Annotated in this window: 25 protein-coding genes; 2 read left to right on the forward strand and 23 right to left on the reverse strand. The window is 70.1% G+C overall.

The genetic code is table 11. The features are described from left to right. The first annotated feature begins 13 nt into the window (after positions 1-13). Positions 14-1,399, forward strand: a complete 1,386-nt coding sequence (gene pmbA / locus ACE3TE_RS06510; RefSeq protein WP_374603304.1) for a metalloprotease PmbA — start codon at positions 14-16, stop codon at positions 1,397-1,399. A gap of 76 nt (positions 1,400-1,475) precedes the next feature. Next, positions 1,476-1,826 carry a DUF4870 domain-containing protein gene (locus ACE3TE_RS06515; RefSeq protein ID WP_374603306.1) on the forward strand — a complete coding sequence of 117 codons (351 nt, stop codon included), beginning with the start codon at positions 1,476-1,478 and terminating at the stop codon, positions 1,824-1,826. Between the two features lie 128 nt (positions 1,827-1,954). On the opposite strand, the gene ACE3TE_RS06520 is transcribed toward ACE3TE_RS06515, so the two are convergent. The 23 genes from ACE3TE_RS06520 to ACE3TE_RS06630 form a co-directional block, all read right to left on the reverse strand. After that, complete coding sequence (locus tag ACE3TE_RS06520; RefSeq protein WP_374603308.1) at positions 1,955-2,836, reverse strand: polyprenyl synthetase family protein; 882 nt, start codon at positions 2,834-2,836, stop codon at positions 1,955-1,957. Continuing rightward, positions 2,826-3,083: an exodeoxyribonuclease VII small subunit gene (locus ACE3TE_RS06525; RefSeq protein ID WP_374603310.1), complete on the reverse strand. Its 258-nt coding sequence runs from the start codon at positions 3,081-3,083 to the stop codon at positions 2,826-2,828. The genes ACE3TE_RS06520 and ACE3TE_RS06525 overlap by 11 nt, the downstream gene beginning before the upstream one ends. Positions 3,084-3,115: 32 nt before the next feature. Then, positions 3,116-4,417, reverse strand: coding sequence for a tRNA lysidine(34) synthetase TilS (tilS, locus tag ACE3TE_RS06530; protein WP_374603312.1), 1,302 nt, complete (start codon positions 4,415-4,417; stop codon positions 3,116-3,118). Positions 4,418-4,457: 40 nt separating this feature from the next. Continuing rightward, positions 4,458-4,763, reverse strand: coding sequence for a hypothetical protein (locus ACE3TE_RS06535; RefSeq protein ID WP_374603314.1), 306 nt, complete (start codon positions 4,761-4,763; stop codon positions 4,458-4,460). A gap of 51 nt (positions 4,764-4,814) precedes the next feature. Beyond that, positions 4,815-5,774 carry an acetyl-CoA carboxylase carboxyltransferase subunit alpha gene (locus tag ACE3TE_RS06540; RefSeq protein WP_374603316.1) on the reverse strand — a complete coding sequence of 320 codons (960 nt, stop codon included), beginning with the start codon at positions 5,772-5,774 and terminating at the stop codon, positions 4,815-4,817. Between the two features lie 147 nt (positions 5,775-5,921). Next, positions 5,922-9,437 carry a DNA polymerase III subunit alpha gene (gene dnaE, locus ACE3TE_RS06545; RefSeq protein ID WP_374603318.1) on the reverse strand — a complete coding sequence of 1,172 codons (3,516 nt, stop codon included), beginning with the start codon at positions 9,435-9,437 and terminating at the stop codon, positions 5,922-5,924. A 57-nt stretch (positions 9,438-9,494) separates the two neighbouring features. Beyond that, positions 9,495-10,118 carry a hypothetical protein gene (locus tag ACE3TE_RS06550; RefSeq protein ID WP_374603320.1) on the reverse strand — a complete coding sequence of 208 codons (624 nt, stop codon included), beginning with the start codon at positions 10,116-10,118 and terminating at the stop codon, positions 9,495-9,497. A 159-nt stretch (positions 10,119-10,277) separates the two neighbouring features. Beyond that, on the reverse strand, positions 10,278-10,907 hold the full coding sequence (locus ACE3TE_RS06555) for a hypothetical protein (RefSeq protein ID WP_374603322.1): 630 nt from the start codon (positions 10,905-10,907) through the stop codon (positions 10,278-10,280). Positions 10,908-11,038: 131 nt separating this feature from the next. Then, the gene (gene rnhB, locus ACE3TE_RS06560; RefSeq protein ID WP_374603324.1) at positions 11,039-11,626 is read right to left on the reverse strand and encodes a ribonuclease HII; all 588 of its coding nucleotides are present in this window, start codon (positions 11,624-11,626) and stop codon (positions 11,039-11,041) included. Continuing rightward, positions 11,623-12,786, reverse strand: coding sequence for a lipid-A-disaccharide synthase (lpxB, locus tag ACE3TE_RS06565; protein ID WP_374603326.1), 1,164 nt, complete (start codon positions 12,784-12,786; stop codon positions 11,623-11,625). Before lpxB ends, rnhB begins: the two co-directional genes overlap by 4 nt. 7 nt (positions 12,787-12,793) lie before the next feature. Beyond that, positions 12,794-13,564 (reverse strand): acyl-ACP--UDP-N-acetylglucosamine O-acyltransferase, encoded by a 771-nt coding sequence (lpxA, locus tag ACE3TE_RS06570; protein ID WP_374603328.1) that lies wholly within the window; start codon positions 13,562-13,564, stop codon positions 12,794-12,796. Between the two features lies 1 nt (position 13,565). Next, complete coding sequence (gene fabZ / locus ACE3TE_RS06575) at positions 13,566-14,030, reverse strand: 3-hydroxyacyl-ACP dehydratase FabZ (protein WP_374603330.1); 465 nt, start codon at positions 14,028-14,030, stop codon at positions 13,566-13,568. A 20-nt stretch (positions 14,031-14,050) separates the two neighbouring features. Beyond that, entirely contained in the window at positions 14,051-15,067 is a 1,017-nt protein-coding gene (gene lpxD / locus ACE3TE_RS06580; protein ID WP_374603332.1) for a UDP-3-O-(3-hydroxymyristoyl)glucosamine N-acyltransferase, read from the reverse strand. A gap of 10 nt (positions 15,068-15,077) precedes the next feature. Next, on the reverse strand, positions 15,078-17,579 hold the full coding sequence (gene bamA / locus ACE3TE_RS06585) for an outer membrane protein assembly factor BamA (protein ID WP_374603334.1): 2,502 nt from the start codon (positions 17,577-17,579) through the stop codon (positions 15,078-15,080). Positions 17,580-17,626: 47 nt separating this feature from the next. Then, a complete protein-coding gene (rseP, locus tag ACE3TE_RS06590) occupies positions 17,627-18,964 on the reverse strand; it encodes an RIP metalloprotease RseP (RefSeq protein ID WP_374603336.1) in 1,338 nt (445 codons plus the stop codon). After that, complete coding sequence (locus ACE3TE_RS06595) at positions 18,961-20,145, reverse strand: 1-deoxy-D-xylulose-5-phosphate reductoisomerase (protein WP_374603338.1); 1,185 nt, start codon at positions 20,143-20,145, stop codon at positions 18,961-18,963. Before ACE3TE_RS06595 ends, rseP begins: the two co-directional genes overlap by 4 nt. Beyond that, positions 20,130-20,957 carry a phosphatidate cytidylyltransferase gene (locus ACE3TE_RS06600; protein ID WP_374603340.1) on the reverse strand — a complete coding sequence of 276 codons (828 nt, stop codon included), beginning with the start codon at positions 20,955-20,957 and terminating at the stop codon, positions 20,130-20,132. The genes ACE3TE_RS06595 and ACE3TE_RS06600 overlap by 16 nt, the downstream gene beginning before the upstream one ends. Then, entirely contained in the window at positions 20,954-21,697 is a 744-nt protein-coding gene (uppS, locus tag ACE3TE_RS06605; RefSeq protein WP_374603341.1) for a polyprenyl diphosphate synthase, read from the reverse strand. The genes ACE3TE_RS06600 and uppS overlap by 4 nt, the downstream gene beginning before the upstream one ends. A gap of 14 nt (positions 21,698-21,711) precedes the next feature. Then, positions 21,712-22,269: a ribosome recycling factor gene (gene frr / locus ACE3TE_RS06610; RefSeq protein ID WP_374603343.1), complete on the reverse strand. Its 558-nt coding sequence runs from the start codon at positions 22,267-22,269 to the stop codon at positions 21,712-21,714. Between the two features lie 69 nt (positions 22,270-22,338). After that, complete coding sequence (pyrH, locus tag ACE3TE_RS06615) at positions 22,339-23,064, reverse strand: UMP kinase (RefSeq protein ID WP_374603344.1); 726 nt, start codon at positions 23,062-23,064, stop codon at positions 22,339-22,341. A 59-nt stretch (positions 23,065-23,123) separates the two neighbouring features. Next, positions 23,124-23,435, reverse strand: coding sequence for a hypothetical protein (locus tag ACE3TE_RS06620; RefSeq protein ID WP_374603346.1), 312 nt, complete (start codon positions 23,433-23,435; stop codon positions 23,124-23,126). A 142-nt stretch (positions 23,436-23,577) separates the two neighbouring features. After that, the gene (gene tsf / locus ACE3TE_RS06625; RefSeq protein WP_374603347.1) at positions 23,578-24,456 is read right to left on the reverse strand and encodes a translation elongation factor Ts; all 879 of its coding nucleotides are present in this window, start codon (positions 24,454-24,456) and stop codon (positions 23,578-23,580) included. A 99-nt stretch (positions 24,457-24,555) separates the two neighbouring features. Then, positions 24,556-24,789: 30S ribosomal protein S2 (locus tag ACE3TE_RS06630; protein ID WP_374603349.1), on the reverse strand; the 234-nt coding region annotated here is incomplete at its 5' end.

Below are 24,789 nucleotides of genomic sequence, written 5' to 3' on the forward strand. Positions count from 1 at the left end.
AAAGGATACGCCCATGAGCCACCCGGCCGCAGCGCCCGATGATTCCGCCCTCCGCCTGGAGCACCTTTCCGAGGCCGCACGCGAGGTCCTGCGCCTGGCCGCGGCCCGCGGCGCCAGCCAGGCCGACGTCATCCTCAACGATGACAGCGGGCTGTCGGTGAACGTCCGGATGGGCGAGGTCGAGACGGTCGAACGCAACCGCGACCGCGGCGTCGCCGTCACCGTCTATTTCGGCCAGCGCAAGGGCAATGCCAGCACCGCCGACCTGCAGCCGGGCAGCCTGGCTGCCACGGTCGAGCAGGCCTGCGCCATCGCCCGGCACACCGAACCCGACCCCTGCAACGGCCTCGCCGATGCCGCGCGCATGGCCACCCAGGCCCGCGATTTCGATTCCTGGCATCCCTGGCCGATCGACGCCGACACCGCGATCGCGCTGGCGCTGGAGGCCGAAGCCGCCGGCCGCGAGGCGGACCCGCGCATCAGCAATTCCGATGGCGCCTCGGTGCACACCGGCGACAGCGTTTCGGTGTACGCCAACAGCCACGGCTTCCTGGGCGCCGAACGGGGCACCAGCCAGTCGATCAGCGTGTCGGTGATCGCCGGCCGCGGCGACGGCATGCAGCGCGACTACTGGTACACCAGCACGATCTCGCCGGACGACCTCGAGTCGCCGCGACACGTGGGTCGCAAGGCCGCCGAACGCACGGTTGCGCGGCTGGATCCCAAACCGATCCGCACCGGCGAATACCCGGTGCTGTTCGCGCCCGAAGTCGCCCGCAGCCTGGTCGGGCACCTGCTGCAGGCGGCTTCCGGCGGCGTGCTCTATCGCAAGGCCAGTTTCCTGGTCGACCACGCCGGCAAGAAGGTCCTGCCGGACTGGTTCAACATCCGCGAACTGCCGCACCTGCCGCGCGGACATCGTTCCTCGGACTTCGACCACGAAGGCGTGGCCACGGTGGACTCGGACCTGGTGCGCGACGGCGTACTGGTGCGCTACCTGCTGTCGAGCTATTCGGCGCGCAGGCTCGGGCTGGAAAGCACCGGCAACGCCGGCGGCGCGCACAACCTGCAGGTGGCGGCGAACGCCAGCGGCCTGCACGAAATGATCCGCGGCATGGGCACCGGCCTGGTGGTCACCGAGATGATGGGGCAGGGCGCCAACCTGCTGACCGGCGATTATTCGCGCGGCGCCGCCGGCTTCTGGGTGGAGGACGGCCACGTCGTGCACCCGGTCGACGGCCTGACCATCGCCGGCCACCTGCCGGCCATGTACCAGGCCATCGAAGCGGTCGGTGCCGACGTCGACACGCGTTCGCACATCGCCATGGGCTCGCTGCTTGTGGGACGGATGATGGTGGCCGGCGAGGCCAGTGCCGGAGACGGGGGCGGTCCGGCTTGACAGTGCCTTCACGAGGAAGGAAATTAGCCCGATTGCAGCGCCGTTCGGCGCCGCGTCACTGAGAAGGGGGAGCCTCGTGAACGACGCAGTACACACCAACGCACCGCAGGAAGACCGGACCCTTGCACTGATCACCCACCTGTCGGGCATCCTGTTCGGCTTCATCGTCCCGCTGGTCATGTGGCTGATCAACAAGGACAAGCCGGAGAAGGGCTGGCTGACCGAGCAGTCCAAGGAAGCGCTGAACTTCCAGATCACGCTGTTCCTGGCCTATGTCATCTGCTTCGTGCTGAGCTTCATCCTCATCGGCGCGCTGCTGCTGCCGCTGGTCTGGATCGCCGGCCTGGTGTTCATGATCATCGCCGGCGTCGCGGCCAACAAGGGCGAAAGCTACCGCTACCCGGTGGCCCTGCGCCTGATTTCCTGATCGCGCGGCATCGCCGGAACGAAAAAGCGGCCTTCGGGCCGCTTTTTTTATTGCGTGATTGCCTTGTGGGAGGGACTTCAGTCCCGATCTGGCCATCGGGACTGAAGTCCCTCCCACCAGGCAGGCGCCTAGTGCTGGCGTTCGACGGCCAGGCGCGCCAGCGCCCGCAGCGGCCCGCGGTCGCCGCCCAGTCCGGCCAGCGTGTCGTCCATGCGCGCGACCTGTCGGGCCAGCGCCTCGCGGGTGCCATCGACGCCGAGCAGGGAGGGGTAGGTGGACTTGGCCTGCGCCTGGTCTTTGCCCGCGGTCTTGCCCAGCTGTTCGCTGCTGGCCTCGATGTCGAGCAGGTCGTCGCGGATCTGGAAGGCCAGGCCCAGCGCCGCCGCGAAGTCGTCCAGCGGCCGCAGCACCGCTTCGTCGTTCGATCCCGACAGCGCGCCCAGGCGCACGGCGGCGCGGATCAGCGCGCCGGTCTTGAGCGCATGCAGGCGTTCGAGCTCGGCCAGCGCCAGCGAGGCGCCGGTGCCGGCCATGTCCAGGGCCTGGCCGCCGCACATGCCGGCGGCGCCGGTGGCGTTCGCCAGCGTCGCCAGCCAGGCCACGCGCAGCGCATGCGGTGCACGGGTTTCTTCGGCGAGCAAGCTGAAGGCCTGGGCCTGCAGCGCATCACCGGCGAGGATCGCCGTGGCCTCGTCGAAGGCCACGTGCACGGTCGGGCGGCCGCGGCGCAGGTCGTCGTCGTCCATCGCCGGGAGGTCGTCGTGCACCAGCGAGAACGCGTGCACCAGTTCGACGGCGGCGGCGGGGGCGTCGAGCAGGTCTTCGTCCGCGCCCAAGGCGGCGCCGGCGGCGTACACCAGCATCGGCCGCAGGCGCTTGCCGCCGCCGAGCACGGCGTGGCGCATCGCGGCATGCAGGGCCTGAGGGGCGTCGTCGGCGGGGGGCAGGCTGGCTTCGAGCCGGGCTTCGACGCGCTGCAGCCAGCGCGCGAGCCGCGGGTCAGCCGGCATCGGGCTGGAAGGGCTGGGCGCCTTCGGGTTCGGCCGGGTCGGTGAGCAGGCGCACGCGCAGTTCGGCCTGTTCAAGCGCGCCCTGGCACTGGCGGTAGAGGCTGACGCCGCGCTCGTAGGCGGCAAGCGATTCGTCGAGCGACATCTCGCCCTTTTCCATCTTCTGGACCAGCTGCTCCAGCTCGTCGAGCGAGCTTTCGAACTGCGCGACGGGCGACGGCGGCGATGCGGGGGTCTTGGCGGCCATGGCCTGAAGTTTGGGCGCTCGCCGGCGGGGGGTCAACGGGGGCCAGCGGCCTGCACGCCGCGGACATCCCACCGAAGCCGCGCATCCTGTTTGGCGAGCCAGTCGCGGAAGTCACCTGCAAGCAGCAGGTCGCCGGCGGCGAGCAGGCGACCGTCGGGGTGGCTGAGCAGGGGCAGGCGGCGGCGCTCCCACGGGGGCACGCCCAGGTCCTGCAGGGCGTGCTTGAGCGTCGTGTGGTGGTCCCGGCCCGGCAGCCGGATCCGTTCGCCGCCCTGGCGCGCATGCACGCGCAGCGGCGGGTCGAAGGCCAACGCGGGTTCCAGACGCAGCACATCGCCGGTCGGCAGGCGCAGCGGTTCCGTGCCGGACCAAGACGCGTCGAAATCTTCCGGCAGCGGCGCGGTTTCGGGCCCGGCGTGCAGCAGGTCCCGCCAGCGGTGCATGACGGCGCCGGACCAGGCAAAGCGGGCTTCGGCGTCCGGGCGCGAGGCCAGCAGTTCGGCTTCGATGCGAGCCGGCGCGTCTCCCGGCAGCGGCGGCAGGCCGAGACCGGTGGTCCAGGCCCGAAGCAGGCGGGCACGCCAGGCGGGCGACTGCTGCAGCAGCGCCGGAAGCGACAGCGTGGACGGGTCCAGGCCCTGGAGCCGGGCCAGGCGGCGCGAGTCCTCGCCGGCCAGCAGGTCGGCCTGCTCCGCCAGCAGGCGGGCGCTGCGCGCCAGCGACTGGCCGGCCTGCGGCCAGCGGCCGGCAAGGCGCGGCAGCACGTGGTGGCGAAGGAAGTTGCGGTCGTGCCGGTCCGACGCGTTCGAAGGGTCTTCCAGCCAGTGCAGGGCCTGTTCGCGGGCCCAGGCGTGCAGCGTTTCGCGCGGCAGGTCCAGCAGCGGCCGCCACAGCCAGCCAGCGGCGAAAGGACGCAGGGGCCGCATCGCGGCCAGGCCATCGCCGGCGCCGCGAAGCAGGCGCAGCAGCACGGTCTCGGCCTGGTCGTCGCGGTGGTGGGCGGTGGCCAGCAGCTCGCCCGGCGCCAGGACCTCGGCGAACGCCGCGTGGCGCGCCGCGCGTGCGGCGGCTTCCAGGCCTTCGCCCTGTTCGACGACGGTCACGTGCCGGACCTCGATGGGCACGCCCAGCGCGCTGCAGGCTTGCGTGCAAGCGTGCGCCCAGGCGGCCGATTGGGGGTGCAGGCCGTGGTCGACGTGCACCGCGCGCAGGCCGCGGTCGCGGACCCGGGGGTCGCCAGCGGCCAGATGCAGCAGGACGCTTGAATCCATTCCACCGCTGAAGGCAACGAGCACCGGGCCTTCGTGCGGGACAGCGGGCAGTCTCAGGTCCATGGCGCCTCCGCCCGGGCGGAGGCGCCAGGGCCCGTCCGGATCAGTGGGCTTCGATTTCCAGGCCGCCGGCGAACTTCGCCGCGATGTTGAAGAACAGCGCGGTGAGCAGGCCGCCGATGAAGCCCAGTATTCCATACACGATCGGCAGCACGATCACGGCCGCGATGCCCATGCCCATCATCATGCCGCCGCCCATGGCGCCGTCGCCGCCGCCCATCGCCATCAGCGCGCCGCCGCCGAGCACGGCGAACAGCGCGTACAGCAGGCCGAACAGGGCACCGATGCCCGCGTACATCACGCCCAGCAATTTGCCCAGCGACAACACCCCAACCTTGGTAATGACCATTTCCAACTCCCCTTGGTGAAACCCGCGTCCGGATGGCCGCGGGTCTAGAAATCAGGCAGCTTCGTAGGCGCCGTAGCGGCGCAGGCGCTGGTAGCGCCGCTCGAGCAGGTCGGACGTGTCGAGCGGGTCGAGCGCGGCCAGCTCCAGCTGGATCTGCTGCTTGAGCGTGGCCGCCATCGTGGCCGGGTCGCGGTGGGCGCCGCCCAGGGGTTCGGGCACCACCTTGTCGATCAGGCCGTGCTCGAGCAGGCGCACGGCGGTCAGGCCCAGGGCCTCGGCGGCATCGCGGGCCTTGTCGGCGGACTTCCACAGGATCGAGGCGCAGCCTTCGGGCGAGATCACCGAATAGGTGCTGTATTCGAGCATCAGCGTGCGGTCGCCGACGCCGATCGCCAGCGCGCCGCCGGAGCCGCCTTCGCCGATGACGGTGCAGATGACCGGGATGCGCAGCTCGGCCATTTCCAGCAGGTTGCGGGCGATGGCCTCGGACTGGCCGCGTTCCTCGGCGCCGACGCCGGGGTAGGCGCCCGGGGTGTCGATGAAGGTGAGCAGGGGCAGGCGGAAACGCTCGGCCATCTTCATCAGGCGCAGGGCCTTGCGGTAGCCCTCGGGGCGCGGCATGCCGAAGTTGCGGCGGATCTTGGCCTTGGTGTCGCGGCCCTTCTGGTGGCCGATGACCATGACCGCGCGGCCGTCCATGCGCGCCAGGCCGCCGACGATGGCGGCATCGTCGGCGAAGGCGCGGTCGCCGGCGAGTTCGTGGAACTCGTCGAACATCAGGCCGATGTAGTCATTGGTGTAGGGCCGCTGCGGGTGCCGGGCCAGCTGCGAGATCTGCCAGGGCGTGAGCGCCTTGAAGATCTCGGCGGTGCGGACGCGCAGTTTCTCCTGCAGGCCGTTGACCTCGGTCTCGATGTTCACCGCCGGGCCGGTGCTGGCCTTGCGCAGTTCCTGGATCTTGGCTTCCAGTTCGGCGATGGGTTGTTCGAAATCGAGGAAGTTCGGGTTCATTAGCTGCCTGGAGCAAATACTCAGGAGCGCGATTCTACCGGGCCTCGCCCCCAGTTTGTAGGAGCGCCTTCAGGCGCGAATCCCTTCCTGGCCGAAGGCCAAGGCAAAAGATTCGCGCCTGAAGGCGCTCCTACAGGCAGGGGCCGGTCAGCCACCCTGTTGCCAGGGGCGGTGCAGGGCCAGGCTGACCTGGCTGACGCCGGGCAGGGCGCGCAGCTGGCTGAGCAGGCCGGGTTCGGTGCGCACGCCCATCGCGCCGTTCACGTCCAGGCTGCCGCGGGCCTTGCGCGGGCTCAGCAGGTCCAGGCGCAGGGGCGTGGCGCCGGGGCGGAACCCGGCCAGGGCGGCCTCCAGGCGCTCCCAGGTGCCCTTGGCGCGAAGGTCTACCGTGAGCGACAGGCGGCGGGCGTGTTCGGCGCACAGGGCGTGGAAGTCCCAGCACTGCCGGGCGCGCAGCACGAAGCCGCCGCTGAACTGGTCTTCGGCCAGGTTGCCTTCGACCAGCAGGATGCGGTCGCGCGAGAGCAGGTGGCCCGATTCGGCGAAGGCTTCTCGGAAAAAGGCGACCTCGAGCTGGCCGCGGCCGTCCTCGATGCGCGCGAAGGCCATGGTGTCGCCGCGCTTGCGCACCGCGCCGACCAGGCCGGCCAGCACCACCGGCGCTTCGCCGCGGCGGTCCTTCTTGCTGCTCCACAGCGAATCGAGGTCGGCCAGGCTGGCGCCGACCAGCGACTGCAGCTCCTCGCGCCAGGGGTCGAGCGGGTGGCCGCTGAGGTAGTGGCCCAGGGTTTCGCGCTCGCCCAGCAGCTTGGTTTCGAGCGGCCAGTCGGGGGCTTCGGGGAGTTCGATGTGGATCGCCGGGGCATCACCGCCGCCGCCGAACAGCGACACCTGGCCGGCTTCGCGTTCGCGCGCCAGCTGCTCGGTGGCCTTCATCGCCTCGGGGATCTGCAGCAGCAGCGACGGCCGGTTGGCGCCGATCGCGTCGAGCGCGCCGGCGTTCACCAGGGCTTCGAGCACGCGGCGGTTGAGCTTGCTGCTTTCCACGCGCTGGCAGAAATCGAGCAGGTCGCCGAAGTCGCCGCCGGCCCTTCGGGCTTCGACGATGGCTTCGCAGGCGCCGCGGCCGACGCCCTTCACCGCGCCCAGGCCATAACGCACCGTCTTGGCGTCCAGCGCGACGAACATGTAGTCGGAGGAGTTCACGTCCGGCGGCAGCACCGCCAGGCCGATCTCGCGCGCCTCGTCCAGGAACGTGACCACCTTTTCGGTGTTGTCCATGTCCGAAGACATCGTGGCCGCCATGAACTCGGCCGGGTAATGCGCCTTGAGCCAGGCAGTCTGGTAGGCCACCAGCGCATAGGCCGCCGAGTGCGACTTGTTGAAGCCGTAGTCGGCGAACTTCTCCATCAGGTCGAAGATGGCGGTGGCGTTGCCGGCGGCGATGCCGCGTTCGGACGCGCCGGCTTCGAACTTGACGCGCTCCTTCGCCATTTCCTCGGGCTTTTTCTTGCCCATCGCGCGACGCAGCAGGTCGGCGCCGCCCAGCGAATAGCCGGCCAGGACTTGGGCGATCTGCATCACCTGTTCCTGGTAGACGATCACGCCGTAGGTGGGCTTGAGGATCGGTTCGAGCAGCGGATGCGGGTAGCTCACTTCCGCGCGGCCGTGGCGGCGGTCGATGAAGTCGTCGACCATGCCCGCGCCCAGCGGGCCGGGACGGTACAGCGCCGCGAGCGCGATCAGGTCCTCGAAGGTCGAGGGCTGCAGCTTGCGGATGTACTCCTTCATGCCGCGCGATTCGAACTGGAAGACCGCGGTGGTCTGGCCCTTCGAAAGCAGCGCGTAGGTGTCCGGGTCGTCGAGCGGCAGCGCGATGATGTCCACCGGCTCGATGCCGGCGCGTTCGCGGCGGGCGTTGATCGCCTTCACCGCCCAATCGATGATCGTCAGCGTGCGCAGGCCGAGGAAGTCGAACTTCACCAGGCCGACGGCTTCGACGTCGTCCTTGTCGAACTGGGTGACCACCGAGCGCGAGGATTCGCCCTTGGCCAGGTGTTCGGCGAACAGCGGGCTGAAGTCGGTCAGCGGCGTAGGTGCGATGACCACGCCGCCGGCGTGCTTGCCGGCGTTGCGGGTCAGGTCCTCGAGGCTGCGGGCCAGGTCCACCAGGTCGCGCACGTCGTCTTCGGACTGGTAGCGCGCGATCAGTTCGGCCGATGCCAGGTCGGCGTCCTTGCGGGCCTTTTCGCTCAGGCCCAGGGCGTCGTCGAGGGTGATGCCCAGCGTATTGGGGATCAGCTTGGCGATGCCGTCCACGAAGCCGTAGGGATGGCCCAGCACGCGGCCGCAGTCGCGCACCGCGGCCTTCGCCGCCATGGTGCCGTAGGTGATGATCTGGCTGACCTTGTCGCGGCCGTACTTCTGGCCGACGTAGTCGATCACCTCGTCGCGCCGGTCCATGCAGAAGTCGACGTCGAAGTCGGGCATGGACACGCGTTCGGGGTTGAGGAACCGTTCGAACAGCAGGTCGTAGCGCAGCGGGTCGAGGTCGGTGATGCCCAGCGCGTAGGCCACCAGCGAACCGGCGCCGGAGCCTCGGCCCGGCCCGACCGGGATGTCGTTGGACTTGGACCAGTTGATGAAGTCCGCGACGATCAGGAAGTAGCCCGGGAACCCCATCGACACGATGACGTCGAGCTCGGTGTCCAGGCGCGCGGCGTAGTCGGAGGCGCTCTTGCCCGGCGCCAGGTCGATGCGGGCCAGGCGGCCGGCGAGGCCGCGGTGGGCTTCCTCGCGGATCCAGCTGTCGAGCGTGTGGCCTTCGGGCACCGGGAAGTCGGGCAGGAAGTATTTGCCCAGGCTCAGCGCCAGGTTGCAGCGCTTGGCCAGTTCGACGGTATTTTCCAGTGCCTCGGGCAGGTCGGCGAACAGCTCGGCCATTTCCTCCGGCGACTTCAGGTACTGCTCGCGGGTGTACTCGCGCGGGCGCTTGGGATCGTCGAGCACGCGGCCGGTGGCGATGCACACGCGCGCCTCGTGCGCCTCGAAATCGTCGCGCGACAGGAAGCGCACGTCGTTGCTGGCAAGCAGCGGCAGCGCCGCTTCGCCGGCCAGCGCCACGGCAGCGGCGTTGAAGGCGTCCTCGCCCTCGCGCCCGGTGCGCGTCAGCTCGAGGTAGAGCCGGTCGGGAAAGGCGCGGGCCAGCTCATCGAGCTGCTGCCGCGCGGCTTCTTCGCGCCCCGCCAGCAGGCAGCGACCGACCGGGCTTTCGCGCCCGGCGATGGCCACCAGGCCGGCGCAGTCGGCGTACAGCCACTCGGGCTGCACCGCCACGTAGTCGCCGGCGTGGCCGTCAAGATAGGCGCGGCTGATCAGGCGCGACAGCGCCAGGTAACCTTCCTGGTCCAGGCACAGCAGGGTGATGCGCGCCGGCGCGGCGCCGGTTTCTATCCACAGGTCGGCGCCGGCCAGAGGCTTGAGGCCCGCGCCCTCGGCGGCCTTGTAGAACTTCACCAGCGCGAACAGGTTGCTGGTGTCGGTCACCGCCACCGCCGGCAGGCCCAGCGCGGCACAGCGCGACACCAGCTCCGGGATCCGGATGCTGGAGTCGGTGAGCGAATATTCGCTGTGCAGGTGGAGGTGGACGAATCTTGGCGTCATGCCGGCAGCCGTGGGCGAGCCGGCAGTTTACCCCGGGGGCAGGGTCGCTTGCCCCGGTCAGGACACCCGGAACAGCGGCGGCAGCGGCTGGCCGGCGGCATACGGCCGTGCCCGCACGTCCCGGCGCTGCTGCAGCAGCGCCAGTTCGGCCAGGCGGGTGTTTTCCCAGGCCAGCCGGCGTTCGGCACCGGTGCCGCGCGGCTGTTCTTCCTGCCGGAACGCGCAGAAATCGCCGTAGTCGAGCGACTGGTCCCGGAATGCCGGCCAGGCCAGCTCGACCAGCAGGGCGTCGTCGAGATGCCCGACCAGCGGCAGCTCGTCGGGGATCAGGTCCCTGGCCTCGCGCAGGTAGCTGATGAGCAGGCGCGCGCGCTCGCGCAGTTCGCCGTCGACATCCCAGTCGTCGTCGTTGAGCATGCGGCGCAGGTGTTCGACCCGGCCAAGGCGCTTCGCGAGGATCGCCACCGCGCGCTCGTGGGGCTGTTCCTGCAGCCAGCGCGCCAGCGTGACCAGCTGGTCGGCACTGACCCGCGGCGCGTTCGGGTCGAGCTGCGCCAGCAGCGCGTTGAAGCGGGCGACGGCCGCGTCTTCCAGCGCCAGGCCACCGACGTGGCGGCGGCGGGAGTCGGCGGACTCGGGCGGCAGCGGAAGGGCGAGCGGATCGTGGAAGGTGGACAGCATGGCGGCGCTCCCGGGGCACGCGGCGCGGGAACCATTCCCGGCGTGCCTGCCCTTGATTGATGCCGCGCCAGCTTGATCCGTTGCACGGTGTTCGTCGCGTTCCGGAAGTGGGCGTGACCTTCGGCCCAATTCAGCCGCGCGACAGTTTCGCAGCGCGTTTCACACCACCCGCAGCCCGCCCTCGAGCGGCCCGTAATCGACGTAGTGCTGGTGGCGCACGCGGTGCAGCTGTTCCCACAGCGCGCCTTCCTCCAGCCGCGACTGCAGCCACTGTTCGCGGCCCGGATGGCCGCCGAAGGCGTCGCCGGATTCCTCGCGGAATCGCTGGAAATCCCGGTAGTCCTCCAGTTCCTCGGCGACCATCGGCCAGGCCAGCTCCACCAGCAGCGCGTCGTCGAGACGCCCGACCCGCGGCGTGTCGTCGGGAATCAGGTCGCGCACGCGTTCGACGTAGTCGAGCAGGCGGGCGATGCGGCGTGCCAGCGCCGGTTCGACGGCCCAGTCGGGGTCGGCGGCCAGGGCCTGCAGTTCGGTCAGACGGCCGAGCCGCGCCTGCAGCAGGGCCTCGGCTTCGTCGGTCGGCAGGCCGACCAGCCAGCTTGCGACGCTCGCCAGTGCGTCGGCGTCCACGTGCGGCGCATCCGGATGCAGTTCGTGCAGCAGGTCGTTGAATTCCGCGATGGCGCGCGGCGCGATCGGCACCGGTCCGGCAAAGGCGGGGCCGTCGTGGCGGACAATGCGGGGCAGGGGCAGGGGCGCGCCTGCCGGGAGGGGAGGGTCGTGGCGCATGGCAGTCCTCGCTGCCGGCCGGTGGGGGGCGCGGTGCGCGGCTGGTCGGCGGTGGCCGCGTACCGCCGCATCCGCCGGGATGCAGCTGCCGGTCTACGCCTGCGCGGCGCGGGTGTCCAGTGCCGGGTCGTTCAGTCGAGCAGCGTTGGCGCCAGCAGCGCCCGCACCGGCGCGAAACTGCGGCGGTGCTGTTCGCAGGGGCCGAGCCGGCGCAGCGCCTCGAAGTGTTCCGGCGTGGGATACCCCTTGTGCAGGGCGAAGCCGTAACCGGGCCAGCGCTGCTCGAGGTCGCGCATGTACTGGTCGCGGGCGACCTTGGCCAGGATCGACGCCGCCATGATCGCCGGCTCGCGCGCATCCCCCTTCACCAGCGCCTCGGCGGGGCAGGGCAGGTCGCGCGGCAGCCGGTTGCCGTCGACCAGGGCGCGCACCGGCGCCGGCTGCAGCGCACGCAGCGCCCGCGACATGCCGGCCATCGTCGCGTGCAGGATGTTCAGGCGGTCGATCTCTTCCGGCCAGACCCACTCGACGTGCCAGGCCAGGACCTGGGCCCGGATCAGCGGCGCCAGGGTTTCGCGCCGGGTCTGCGACAACGCCTTGGAATCACCCAGGCCGGCCACCGGCCGCGCCGGGTCGAGGATGACCGCGGCCACGGCCACCGGGCCGGCCAGGGGGCCGCGGCCGGCCTCGTCGACGCCGGCGACCAGCAGTGGGTTCACCGGCCCGCCAGCAGGTCGGCGACGGCGTCCGCCGCGGCGGCATCGGCGTCGCCGCGCAGCTTCGCGTGGATGTGTTCGTAACGCGGCAGCAGCGCGGCCCGGGCATCGGGGTCGCGGAACCACAGCATAACCGCGTCGCTGAGGTTTTCCGGCGTGCAGTCGTGCTGCATCAGCTCGGGCACGATCGGCTCGTTGGCCAGCACGTTGGGCAGGCTGTAGCGGCTGACCCGCATCAGGCCCAGCGCCATCACCAGGCGGTAGGTCAGCGCCGAGATGCGGTAACCCACGACCATCGGCCGCTTGGCCAGCATCGCTTCCAGCGCCGCCGTGCCCGAGGCCAGCAGCACCACGTCGGCAGCAACCATCACGTCGTGGGCCTGGCCGTCGTACAGCGCCACGTTGGCCAGCTGCGATTTCGCCAGGCCGCGTTCGATGGCGGCCCGGCAGGCCGGGTCGGCGGCCGGGACGGCCACGGCCAGGTCGGGCAGGTGCAGGGTGACCATGCGCGCGGCGTCGATGAAGGTCGGCCACAGGCGCTGGATCTCGCCCTGGCGGCTGCCGGGCAGCACGGCCAGCACCGGGATTTCCTGCGCCAGGCCCAGGCGCTCGCGCGCGGCGCGGCGGTCGGGCACGGCGTCGAAGGCTTCGGCCAGCGGGTGGCCGACGAAGCGCGCGTCGATACCGTGGCGCTGGTAGATCGGCGGCTCCATCGGGAACAGGCACAGCACCCGGTCGGCGCTGCGGCCGATCTTGGCGGCGCGGCCTTCCCGCCAGGCCCAGACCGAGGGGCTGACGTAGTGCACGGTGCGGATGCCGGCCTGCTTGAGCCTGCGCTCGAGGCCAAGGTTGAAATCGGGCGCGTCGATGCCGATGAACACGTCGGGCTTCCAGTCCAGCAGCCGGTCGCGCAGCTTCGCGCGCAGCCGCAGCAGGCGCGGCAGGTGCCGCAGCACTTCCGCCAGGCCCATCACCGCCAGCTCGCCGCTTTCGTGCCAGGCCTCGAAGCCTTCGGACAGCATGCGCGGCCCGCCGATGCCGGCGAACTCTGCGTCGGGGAAGCGTTTCTTCAGCTCGCGGACCAGGCCCGCGCCCAGCAGGTCGCCGGAGGCTTCGCCGGCGACCAGGGCGAAACGCAGCGGACGCGGCGCGTCGCCGCCCATCCGGGCCTCAGCGCAGCAGGCCGCGCCCGCTGTGCTCGATGAAGTCGAGCATCAGCTGCACGTCCTGCGAATCGGCGGCGCCGGCGGCCAGTTGCCCGCGCACTTCGGCCAGCGGCTTGCCGGATAGGTAGAGCGCCCGGTAGGCGCGCTTGATCGCGGCGATGCGTTCGGCGTCGAAGCCGCGCCGCTTCAGGCCTTCGGCATTGATGCCGCGCGGCGCCGCGTACTTGTCGGCGACCATCACGAACGGCGGCACGTCGGCGTTGACCAGGCTGCCCATGCCGATGAATGCATGCGCGCCGATCTTGCAGAACTGGTGGATGCCGGCGAAGCCGCCCAGGATCGCCCAGTCGCCCAGTTCGGCGTGGCCGGCCAGGGTGGCGTTGTTGGCCAGGATGCAGTGGTCGCCGACGACGCAGTCGTGGGCGATGTGCACGTAGGCCATGATCCAGTTGTGGTTGCCGATGCGGGTGACGCCGCCGCCGTCGCCGGTGCCGCGGCTGATCGTCGTGAACTCGAAGATCGTGTTGCCGTCGCCGATGACCAGTTCGGTGCGTTCTCCGGCGAACTTCTTGTCCTGCGGGTCGTTGCCGACCGTGGCATGGGCATGGATGACGTTGTCGCGGCCGATGCGGGTCGGCCCGCTGATGACCGCGTGCGGGCCGATCCGGCAGCCGTCGCCGACCTGCACGTCGGCGCCGATGATGGCGTAGGGGCCGACCTCGACCCGCTCGCCGATCCGCGCCGAAGCGTCGATCAGGGCCGTCGGGTGGATCATCCTATTCCTTGCCCTCGGCGCACAGGATCTCGGCGCTGGCGACCACCTGGCCATCGACGCGGGCGCAGCATTCGTAAAGGGCCATGTTGCGGATGTTGCGCTTTAGCACCACCTCGATGTCGAGCTGGTCGCCCGGCACCACCATGCGGTTGAAGCGCGCGTTGTCCACCTTCACCAGGTAGAAGAGCTTGCCTTCGCCGATCGCGTCGCGCGGCAGCGACAGCTGGGTGAGCAGGCCGCCGGCCTGGGCCATGGCTTCGATCACCAGCACGCCGGGCATCACCGGGCGGCCCGGGAAATGGCCCTGGAAATAGGGTTCGTTGAAGGTGACGTTCTTGAGCGCGCGGATGCGCTTGTGCGCATCGAGCTCGACCACGCGGTCGATCAGCAGGAAGGGGTAGCGGTGGGGCAGCAGGTGCAGGATGCAGCCGACATCCACGGGTAGCTTGATGGCGTCTTGGCTCATCCTGGGGGTCCTTGGCGGATTCAATCCTTGGGCGGGGCGACCATTCTACGCGCCAGCGCGTCCAATTGCCGGAACCGGGCGGCATTGCGGCGAAAACGCCGGGCCTCCTGCGCGGCCATGGCCGAAGCGTATTCACCCGGCTCGGTGATCGAGGCGGTGACCAGGCTCATCGCGGTGATCGTGACCCGGTCGCAGACCGACAGGTGGCCGGCGATGCCGGCGCCGCCGCCGACCAGGCAATAGCGGCCGATGCGGGCCGAGCCGGCGACCGCGACGCAGCCTGCCATCGCCGTATGCGCGCCGATGCGCACGTTGTGGCCGACCTGCACCAGGTTGTCCAGGCGCACGTCTTCTTCGAGCACGGTGTCCTCGAGCGCACCGCGGTCGATGCAGGTGTTGGCGCCGATCTCGCAGTCGTCGCCGACCTGCACGCCGCCCAGCTGCGGCACCTTCAGCCACTGGCCGGCATCCATGGCCAGGCCGAAGCCTTCGGCGCCGATCACCGCGCCCGGATGCACGCGCACCCGGGCGCCAAGGCGCACGCGCGTGACCAGGGTGACGCGCGCGATCAGCTCGGAGCCTGGCCCGACCTCGCAGTCGTCGCCGATGACACAGCCCGGGCCGATGACGGCGCCGGCGCCGATGCGGCTTCGGGCACCAATGCTGGCGAAGGGGCCCACGTGGGCGTCGGGTGCCACCTCGGCGTCTTCGGCAACCACGGCCGACGGGTGCACGCCCGGGGCACGGGCCGGCGTGGATTCGAACAGCGCCGCGATCCGGGCGAAGGCCACATACGGCGACGCGGCGACCAGGCAGGGCACGGGGCAGCCATCGGCATCGGCTTCGGCCAGCACCACCGCCGAGGCCCCGGTGCCGGCCAGTTCCTGCCGGTAGCGGGGATTGGCCAGGAAGGCCAGCTGGCCTTCGCCGGCAGCGGCCAGCGTGGCGACGCCGCGGATGCGGACGCCGCCGTCGCCGCGCAGGCCCAGCTGGAAGCGCCCGGCGAGCTCGGCCAGCGTCGGCGACGGGGCCGGCATCGCCCCGGCCTTAGAAGCTGCCGCCGAAGGTGAACTGCAGGCGTTCGATCTGGTCCGAGCGCTCGCGCTGGATCGGCAGGGCGTAGCTGATCTGGATCGGACCCATCGGGGACTGCCACTGCAGCGCCACGCCGGTCGAGATGCGCAGCGTCTTGGCTTCCCAGTCGTCGAAGCCGTTGTAGACGTTGCCGTAGTCGATGAAGGCCGACAGGCGGGTGCCGCGGCTGTCGAACAGGGTCGGGAAGTAGAACTCCACCGTGCCGGCGGTCTTGAGCGAACCGCCGATCGGCTGGCGGAAGCCGTCGTTGGTGAACTGGTAGGTCGGGCCCACCGTGTTCACCTCGAAGCCGCGGATCGAGTTCGGGCCACCGGCGTAATAGTTGCGGAAGAAGGGCAGGCCGCAGTCGGTGGTGGTGGTGATGATGTCGCCTTCGTTGTCGAAGCTCGGGCACAGCGCGTCGGCGGTGTCGCCGTAGCTGTCGCCATAGCCCAGTTCGACGCCGAGCTTCATCACCAGCCAGTTGGTCAGCGGCAGGTAGTGTTCGAAGTTGTAGCCGAGCTTGTAGTACTCGAGGTCGCTGCCGGGCAGGACGAATTCACCGTTGACGCGATGGTAGGTGCCGCGGGTCGGCAGCAGGTAGTCGTTGCGCGAGTCGCGCACCCAGCCGGTCTGCAGGCGCCAGGCGTTCACGTTCCACTGGCGCGAGCCGCCGATGCGCAGGATGTCCGGGTTGTCCTCGTCCTCGTCGTCGTTCTCGATCGGCGTTTCCGGGTCCTGGTCGTCGTCGACGTGGAACTGCGGGCCGCGCTGGCGGTCGCCGAGGGTGCTGACCAGGTACTGGATCAGCGGTTCGGGCGTGAAGCCGTCCTGGGTGGTGATCGAGTTGCGGTCGATGCCCAGGGAGAACTGGATCGAGTCGGTTTCGGTCAGCGGCAGGCCGACCAGCACTTCGCCCGAGGACACGGCGTTGTTGTACTGGGCGAGGTTGGCGTCCTGGCGCGAATAGCTGTAGTCGCTGTGGCTGAGGTTGTAGCCGACGCTGACGCCCGAATCGGTGAAGTAGGGGTCGGTGAAGCCCAGCGAGTACTGCTTGGAGTAGCTGTTGTTCTGCACCGCGATGGACACGCGGTTGCCGGTGCCCAGGAAGTTGTTCTGCACCAGCTGCAGGCTGGTGATCAGGCCGAAGGTCTGCTGGTAGCCCAAGCCGAAGGTGAACTGGCCGGAGTTGCGTTCCTTGACGGTGACGACCACGTCCACCTGGTCGGGCGCGCCGGCGACTTCGGGAGTCTCGATCTCGACTTCCTCGAAGAAGCCCAGGCGCTGCAGGCGGACCTTGGAGCGGTCGACAGCGGCCTGCGAGAACCAGGCGCCCTCGAACTGGCGCATCTCGCGGCGCATGACCTCGTCGGCGGTGCCGGTGTTGCCCTTGAACACGATGCGGCGGACCTGCACGCGCGGGCCCGGCTCGACGAAGAAGTTCAGGCCGACGACGCGGTTCTCGCGATCGATGTCCGGGATCGGGTTGACCTGGGCGAAGGCGTAGCCGATGTTGCCCAGCACCGCGATCATCGCGTCGGTGCTCAGCTCGACCCGGGCGCGCGAGAACGTGCCGCCCTCGCTGACGAACAGCAGCTTCTCCATCTCCTCGACCGGCAGGATGGTGTTGCCCGAGACCTTGACCTCGCCGATGGTGTAGACCTCGCCCTCGGCGAGGTTGGCGGTGATGAAGATGTTGCGCTTGTCGGGGCTGATCGCGACCTGGGTGGATTCGACGTTGAAGTCGACGTAGCCGCGGTCGAGGTAGTAGTTGCTCAGCTTCTCGAGGTCGCCCGAAAGCTTCTCGCGCGAGTACTGGTCGTCGCGGCGGTACCAGGACAGCCAGTTGCTGGTGTCCGATTCCCAGCTTTCGCGCAGGTCTTCCTCGATGAAGGTCTCGTTGCCGACGATGTTGATGTCGCGGATGCGCGCGGCCTTGCCTTCGCTGATGACGATCGTGACGTCGACGCGGTTGCGGTCGAGGTTGGTGATCGTCGGCTGGATCGAGACGTTGTACTTGCCGCGGTTGTTGTACTGGCGGATCAGTTCCTGGGTGATGCGGTCGAGGTTGAGCGGGTTGTAGGTCTCGCCCTCGGCCAGGCCGATGCTGCGCAGGCCGCCCATCAGGTCATCGGTCTTGATGTCCTTGTTGCCGGTCAGCGTGATCGAGTTGATCGCGGGCCGCTCGGTGACCACCACCACCAGGATGTCGCCCTGGCGCTCGAGCCGGACGTCGCTGAAGAAGCCGGTGCGGAACAGCGCGCGGATGGCGTCGCCGGAACGGCTGCGGTCGAGCACGTCGCCGCGCTCGACCGGAAGGTAGGTGAAGACCGTACCCGCGGAAATGCGCTGCAGGCCCTCGACGCGGATGTCGGCGACTTCGAAGGCCTCGTAGTTCTGGGCGTGGGCGGGGCCGGCAAGGGCGGCGGCGAGCGCAATGCTCAGGAGGCAGCGGCGGACAGTGGGTCGCGTCATCATCAATCCGTGGAAACCGGGCGGAATCGCCCGCAATGGGTGGAAGCTCAAGAGCCGAGCCGGAGGATATCGTTGTAGAAGGCCAATCCCATCAGCCCGGCCAGCAGGGCCAGGCCGATGTATTGGCCCGCCATCAGGCCGCGTTCGCCGACCGGACTGCCCTTGACCAGCTCGATAAGGTAATACAGCAGGTGCCCCCCATCCAAGACGGGGATGGGCAGCAGGTTCATGATGAACAGGCTCAGCGACAGGATCGCGAGGAAGTTCAGGAACCAGGCCGGGCCCAGCCCGGCGCTGCCGTTGGCGACCCGGGCGATGGTGATCGGGCCGGAAATGTTCTTCAGCGACGCCTGCCCGGAGACCATGCGCCAGAGCATGCCCAGCACGTCGGAGGTCATCTGGCGGGTCTCGGCCAGCGCGACCGGCACCGCGGCCAGCGGCCCGAAGCGCAGCAGCGCGTCCTGGTCGCGGGGCGCCGCCAGCACGCCCAGCTGCCAGACCGGCCGCCCGTCGTATTCGACCTGGCGGGGCCGGACCTCGAAGCCCTGCCGGCGTCCGTCACGCTCGACCTGTACGGCCAGGGCGGCGTCCGGGCGGGCCAGTTCCTGGACCAGCGGGGCCACCTGGTCGTAGGTGTGCACCGGGCGGCCACCCAGCGCAACGATGCGGTCGCCGGCGCGCAGGCCCGCGGCCTCGGCCGCCGAGCCCGGAGCGACCTCGCCGATCACCGCCGGCCAGGCCGGGCGCAGGCCCAGGTCGGTGAAGGGCTGTTCCTCGCTCAGCTGCAGGCCGGGGCGGTCCAGCGGCAGCAGGCGCACGCGTTCGTCCCCTTCGGCGGTGCGCACGCGCACGGCGGTCGGCTCGCGGTCGATCACGGCGGTGGCCAGGGCGATGCCGGCCTCGCTCCAGGTACGGGTGGCGCGGCCGTCCACTTCCAGCAGGCGGTCGCCGGCCTGGAAGCCGGCTTCGGCGGCGATACCCTCGGCGCGGCCGATGTCGGGCTGGAAGTCGGGCTTGCCGACCACGAACATCAGCCACAGCAGCGCGATGCACAGCAGCAGGTTGGCGATCGGCCCGGCGGCGACGATGGCGATGCGCTGCCAGACGGTCTTGGCGTTGAAGCTTTCATGCCGTTCGGACGGCGCGACCTCGACTTCGCGCTCGTCGAGCATCTTCACGTAGCCGCCGAGCGGGATCCAGGCCACGACGTATTCCGTGCCGTCACGGCCGATGCGCTTCCAGACCGGCTTGCCGAAGCCGACCGAGAACCGCAGCACGCGCACGCCGCAGCGGCGCGCGACCCAGTAGTGGCCGAACTCGTGGAAGGTGACCAGGATGCCGAGGCTCACGATGAGCCACCACACCGAGCCGAAGAATTCCGTCATTGCCGCCGCATCCTCGCGATCATGTCTTCGGCCAGGCGCCGGGCCGCGGCGTCGGTTTCAAGCAGGTCGTCCAGGGAGCCGGCCGGGCCGCCCGGATGGGCATCCAGGCAGGCTCCGACCAGGTCCGGGATGCCAAGGAAGCCCAGTTTGCCCTGAAGGAAGGCTGAAACGGCCACTTCATTGGCGGCGTTGAGCACCGCCGGGGCGCTGCCGCCGGCTTCCAGCGCGCGGTAGGCCAGGGCCAGGCAGGGGAAGGTTGCCAGGTCCGGCGGTTCGAAGTCGAAGCGGGCCAGGGCCGCCAGGTCCAGCGGGGCGACGCCCGAGTCCAGGCGTTCGGGCCAGGCCAGGCCGTAGGCAAGGGCCGTGCGCATGTCCGGATTGCCCAGCTGGGCGAGCACCGAGCCGTCGATGTAATCGACCAGGGAGTGGATGACGCTCTGCGGGTGCACCACCACCTCGATCTGTGCCGGCGGCAGGCCGAACAGGTGCCGGGCCTCGATCACTTCCAGGCCCTTGTTCATCAGCGTCGCCGAATCGACGGAAATCTTCGGGCCCATCGACCAGTTGGGGTGGGCGCAGGCCTGTTCGGGGGTCACCGCCGCCAGTGCGGCGCGGTCGCGGCCGCGGAAGGGGCCGCCCGAGGCGGTCAGCAGCAGGCGCCGCACGCCCTGGCGGCTGCCGTCGGCGGGCAGGCACTGGAAGATCGCGTTGTGTTCGCTGTCGACCGGCAGCAGCGTGGCGCCGCCTCCGCGGGCCGCCTGCATCAGCAGGTCGCCGGCCAGCACCACCGATTCCTTGTTGGCCAGCAGCAGGCGCTTGCCGGCCCGGGCAGCGGCCAGGGTCGAGGCCATGCCGGCGGCGCCGACGATCGCGGCGACCACGGTGTCGTTGGCCGGGTCGGTGGCGACCTCGTCCAGGGCGTCCGGGCCGGCCAGGGCGCGGGTGGGCAGGCCCAGTGCGGCCAGGCCGTCGCGCAGCGCCGTGTAGGCGGCCGGGTCGGCCACGACGGCGGTGTCGGGGCGGAATCGCTCGCACAGGGCCAGCAGGGCGTCCACGCGGCCATGGGCGCTGAGCGCGCCGACCCGGAAGCGGTCCGGATGCCGGGCCACGACGTCGAGGGTGGAACTGCCGATCGACCCGGTGGCGCCCAGCAGCGCGATCTTTTTCAGAGGCCCAGCCATGCCTTGCCCACCACGAAGACCGGCAGGGCGGCCAGCAGGCTGTCCAGGCGGTCCATCAGGCCACCGTGGCCCGGGAACAGGTCGCCGGAGTCCTTGACCCCCGAATGCCGCTTCATGAGGCTCTCGAACAGGTCGCCGACCACCGAGATCGCCGCCACCGCCAGCGTCACCAGCCACAGCGCCGGCAGCTGCGACCAGGCCAGGCCCAGCAGCGGTACGGCCGGGATCGCCAGCAGCGCGCAGGTGACCAGGCCGCCGTAAACGCCTTCCCAGCTCTTGCCGGGGCTGATCGTGGGCGCCAGCTTGCGCTTGCCCCAGCGGGAGCCGGCGAAATAGGCGCCGCTGTCGGCGGCCCAGACGATGGCCACCGCGAACAGGGTCCAGCGGGCGCCGTAGGGGTCTTCCGAATGCAGCCAGCCGAGTGCGCACCAGGCCGGGATGATGCCCAGGGTGCCGGCCAGCAGCTTGAGGCTGCGGTTGGCGGGCGTGTCGGCCTTGCCGAAGGCGGGGCGGGCCAACCAGACGCAGACCAGGCCCCACCAGAGCACGCCGACCAGGCTCATCAGCTTGAGCGTGAACAGGCTGGGGCCGCCGCCCCAGACCAGGGCGGCCATCACCAGCGCATTGGCGGTCAGGAAGGCCGCGCGCGGCAGGCGATCGTGGACGCCGGCGAAGTGGGTCCATTCCCACAGGCCGGCCAGCAGCACCAGCGCGACGATGGCGGCCAGCCAGGGCGTGGGCAGGAACAGCACCGCCAGGATCGGCAGCGGCGCCAGCACCAGGGCCGTGGTCACCCGCTGGCGCCGGCTCACGTGGCACCCCCGGCGACCTGGGCGCTGGTCAGGCCGAAGCGGCGCTCGCGGTCGGCGAAATCGGCCATGGCGGCGTCGAGCACGGCTTCGTCCAGGTCCGGCCACAGCGTTTCGGTGAACCACAGTTCGGTGTAGGCCAGCTGCCAGAGCAGGAAATTGCTGATGCGCAGGTCGCCGCCGGTGCGGATGAACAGGTCCGGCGGCGGCTGCCCGCCCAGGCTGATGCGCGCATCGAGCAGCGACTCGGTGATGTCGGCCGGGGCCAGCCGGCCGGCGGCGACGTCCTCGGCAAGGCTGCGGCAGGCCTGGGTGATGTCCCAGCGGCCGCCGTAGCCGACGGCGATGTTCAGCGACAGGTTCAAGGGCGCCGGCACCTGGCGTTCGGCCTCGGCCATGCGCGCGCGGATCGTCTCCGGGAACCCGCTGCGGTCGCCGATGAAGGACAGGCGCACGCCGCGGCGATTGAGTTCGCTCACTTCGCTGTCGAGCATGCGCAGGAACAGCTTCATCAGCGCGCCGACCTCGTCCTCGGGCCGGTTCCAGTTTTCCGAGGAAAACGCGAAGAGCGTGAGAGCACCGATGCCGCGCGACAGGCAGTAGTCCACGCAGACCTGCACCGCCTTGGCGCCGGCGCGGTGGCCGAGCGTGCGCGGCCGGTTGCGGCGCTGCGCCCAGCGGCCATTGCCGTCCATGATGACGGCCAGGTGGCGGGGCAGCCGCGCGCTGGGCGGGGCGGGCATCGTGGCGGCCTGGCTCAAACCGCCATCAGCTCCTGTTCCTTGGCCTTGACCACCTCGTCGACGTCCTTGACGGCCTTGTCGGTGAGCTTCTGGATCTCGTCTTCGCTGCGGCGCACGTCGTCCTCGGTGACCTGCTTTTCCTTCAGCAGCTCCTTGACGTTCTGGATGGCGTCGCGGCGCACGTTGCGGATGGCGACCTTGGCGTTTTCGCCTTCGGCATGCACGTGCTTGGACAGCTCCTTGCGGCGCTCCTCGGTGAGCGGTGGCAGGTTGATCCGGATGACGGTGCCGGCGGTGTTCGGGGTCAGGCCCAGGTCGGAGGCCAGGATGGCCTTCTCGACCGCCGACACCATGCCCTTTTCCCAGGGCGTGATGGTCAGCGAGCGGGCATCGGACACCGACACGCTGGCGACCTGGGTCAGCGGCATGTCCGAACCGTAGTAGTTCACCTTCAGGTGGTCGACCAGGGCGGTGGTGGCCCGGCCCGTGCGCAGTTTGGTCAGGTCGTGGCGGAAGGCCTCGACGGACTTGTTCATGCGGGTCTGGGCGTCTTTCTTGATTTCTTCGAGCATCGCTGGCTCCGCGGACGGGTCGGTTTCTGGGGCAAGCCCGGGATTATAGGCGCTGGCGCGCGGCGGCGCTCAGCCCGCGTCGACCAGGGTGCCCAGCGACTCGCCGCGCAGGATCCGCATCAGCGCGCCCGGCTGCATCATGTCGTAGATGCGCACCGGCACCTTGTTGTCGCGGCACAGCGCGAACGCGGCGGTGTCCATCACCTGCAGGTTGCGGGCGATAACCTCGTCGTAGGTCAGGTGCTCGAAACGCTTGGCGTCCTTGTTCTTCTTCGGGTCGCTGTCATAGATGCCGTCGACCTTGGTGGCCTTGAGCAGCAGGTCGGCGCCGATCTCGCTGGCGCGCAGGCCGGCGGCCGAGTCGGTGGTGAAGAAGGGATTGCCGGTGCCGGCGGCGAACAGGGCGATGCGGCCCTTTTCCATGTGCCGGATGGCGCGTCGGCGGATGTAGTCCTCGCAGACCTCGTTGATCTTGATCGCGCTCATCACGCGGGCGAAGCCGCCTTCCTTCTCCAGCGCGTCGGCCATGGCCAGGGCGTTGATGACCGTCGCCAGCATGCCCATGTGGTCGCCGGTGACGCGGTCCATGCCGGCCTCGGCCAGGCCGGCGCCGCGGAAGATGTTGCCGCCGCCGATCACCAGGCCGATCTGGGCGCCGGCCTGCTGCGCCTCGACGATGTCCTTGGCCATGGCCTGGATCACCTTCGGGTCGATGCCGTAGTCCTCGTGGCCCATCAGGGCCTCGCCGGAGAGCTTGAGCAGGATGCGGCGGTACTTCAGGGGCTGGGTGCTCATGGGGCTCTCCGTTGGCTGGGCAAACGGCGGAATTCTAGCCGATTGCGGGCCCCGACCGATTATTTCCAGTTGGCCAGCTCGTCGTCGGTCACATAGCCGTCGCGGTTGCGGTCGACCAGTTTCCACTCGAAGCGCAGGGCATGGTCGTCGGGCACTTCGGCGCGGCTCAGGCGGTTGTCGCCGTTGGCGTCGAGGTCGGCGACCTTCAGCGCGTAATCACTGGCGTTGGGCAGCGGCGGCTGCACCGAGACCACGGTCACCGGGCCGGTCTGGGCCTCGAAGCGGGTCTGCGGGCCGGATTCGACGTTCTGGGCCAGCGCCGGGGCGGTGGCGAGCAGGGCGAGGCAGGCGAGGGGGGCGCGGGTTTTCATGGGGGAATCTCCCGGATTGGAGGGTGTCCGGAGACTTGCAAGCCCCGGCCCAACCCCGGATGAACCCGGCCCGGGTTGTTCAGGCAAAAGAAAGGGCCGCGGGTTGCCCCGCGGCCCTTCCGGCAACACGTGTCGCGATGGCTCAGGCCAGGCCGGCCTGCTTCATCACTTCGGCGGCGTAGTCCTCGACCACCTTCTCGATGCCTTCGCCGACGGCCAGGCGCTGGAACTGCACCACGTCGGCGCCGGCGGCCTTCACGGCCTGCTCGACGGTCTGGTCGGTGTTCAGGACGTAGGCCTGGCCGTACAGGGTGACTTCGTTGACGATCTTGGCGACCTTGCCGGCCATGATCTTCTCGAGGATCTCGGCGGGCTTGGACTTGTCCTTGTCGGACATCTTCGCCATCTCGATTTCCTTTTCCTTCTCGACGAACTCGGCCGGCACGTCGGCGGCCTTGTTGTAAGGCGGGTTCATCGCCGCCACGTGCATCGCGATGCCGCGGGCCAGCTCGGCGTCGCCGCCCTTGAGCTCGACCAGCACGCCGATGCGGCCGCCGTGGATGTAGGCGGCGACGTGGTTGGCGCTTTCGATACGGGCGAGGCGACGGACCTGCACGTTCTCGCCGACCTTGGCGATGACGGCAGCGCGGGCTTCCTCGACGGTGTCGCCGGAGCCGACCTTGGCCGACTTCAGGGCGTCGGCGTCGGCGGCGCCGGAGGCCAGGGCGGCCTGGGCGACGGCGTCGGCGAAGGCCAGGAAGTTGTCGTCCTTGGCCACGAAGTCGGTTTCCGAGTTGACCTCGACCAGCACGGCCTTGCCGCCGTCCTGGGCCGCGACGATGCGGCCTTCGGCGGCCACGCGGCCGGCCTTCTTGTCGGCCTTGGCCAGGCCGGACTTGCGCAGGGCCTCGGCCGCGGCGTCGATGTCACCGCCGTTCTCGGACAGGGCCTTCTTGCATTCCATCATGCCGGCGCCGGTGCGCTCGCGCAGTTCCTTGACCAGGGAAGCAGTGATTTCCATGGGGGTCTCCAGATTCAGTGTGTGGCGCGCCGGCGAGGGGCCGGCGTGCGTGAAAGGGGGTGCCGCGACGCACGGTGGCGCCGCGGCGTGACGCCGTTCTTACTTGGCCGGACGCGGGGCGCGCGGGGCGCGGGCGCGCGGGGCGGCCTTCTTGTCTTCCTTGGCGACCGGGTTGCCTTCGCCGTCGAGCTCGACGAAGTCGTCGTCGGCGGCCACGTGGGCCTGCGGCGAGGCGGCCTTGCCCTCGAGCACGGCGTCGGCGGCGGCGCGCACGTACAGCTGCACGGCGCGGATGGCGTCGTCGTTGCCCGGGATGGCGTAGTCCACCAGGTT

The sequence above is a fragment of the Arenimonas sp. genome (assembly GCF_041919775.1).
GTDB lineage: Bacteria > Pseudomonadota > Gammaproteobacteria > Xanthomonadales > Xanthomonadaceae > Arenimonas.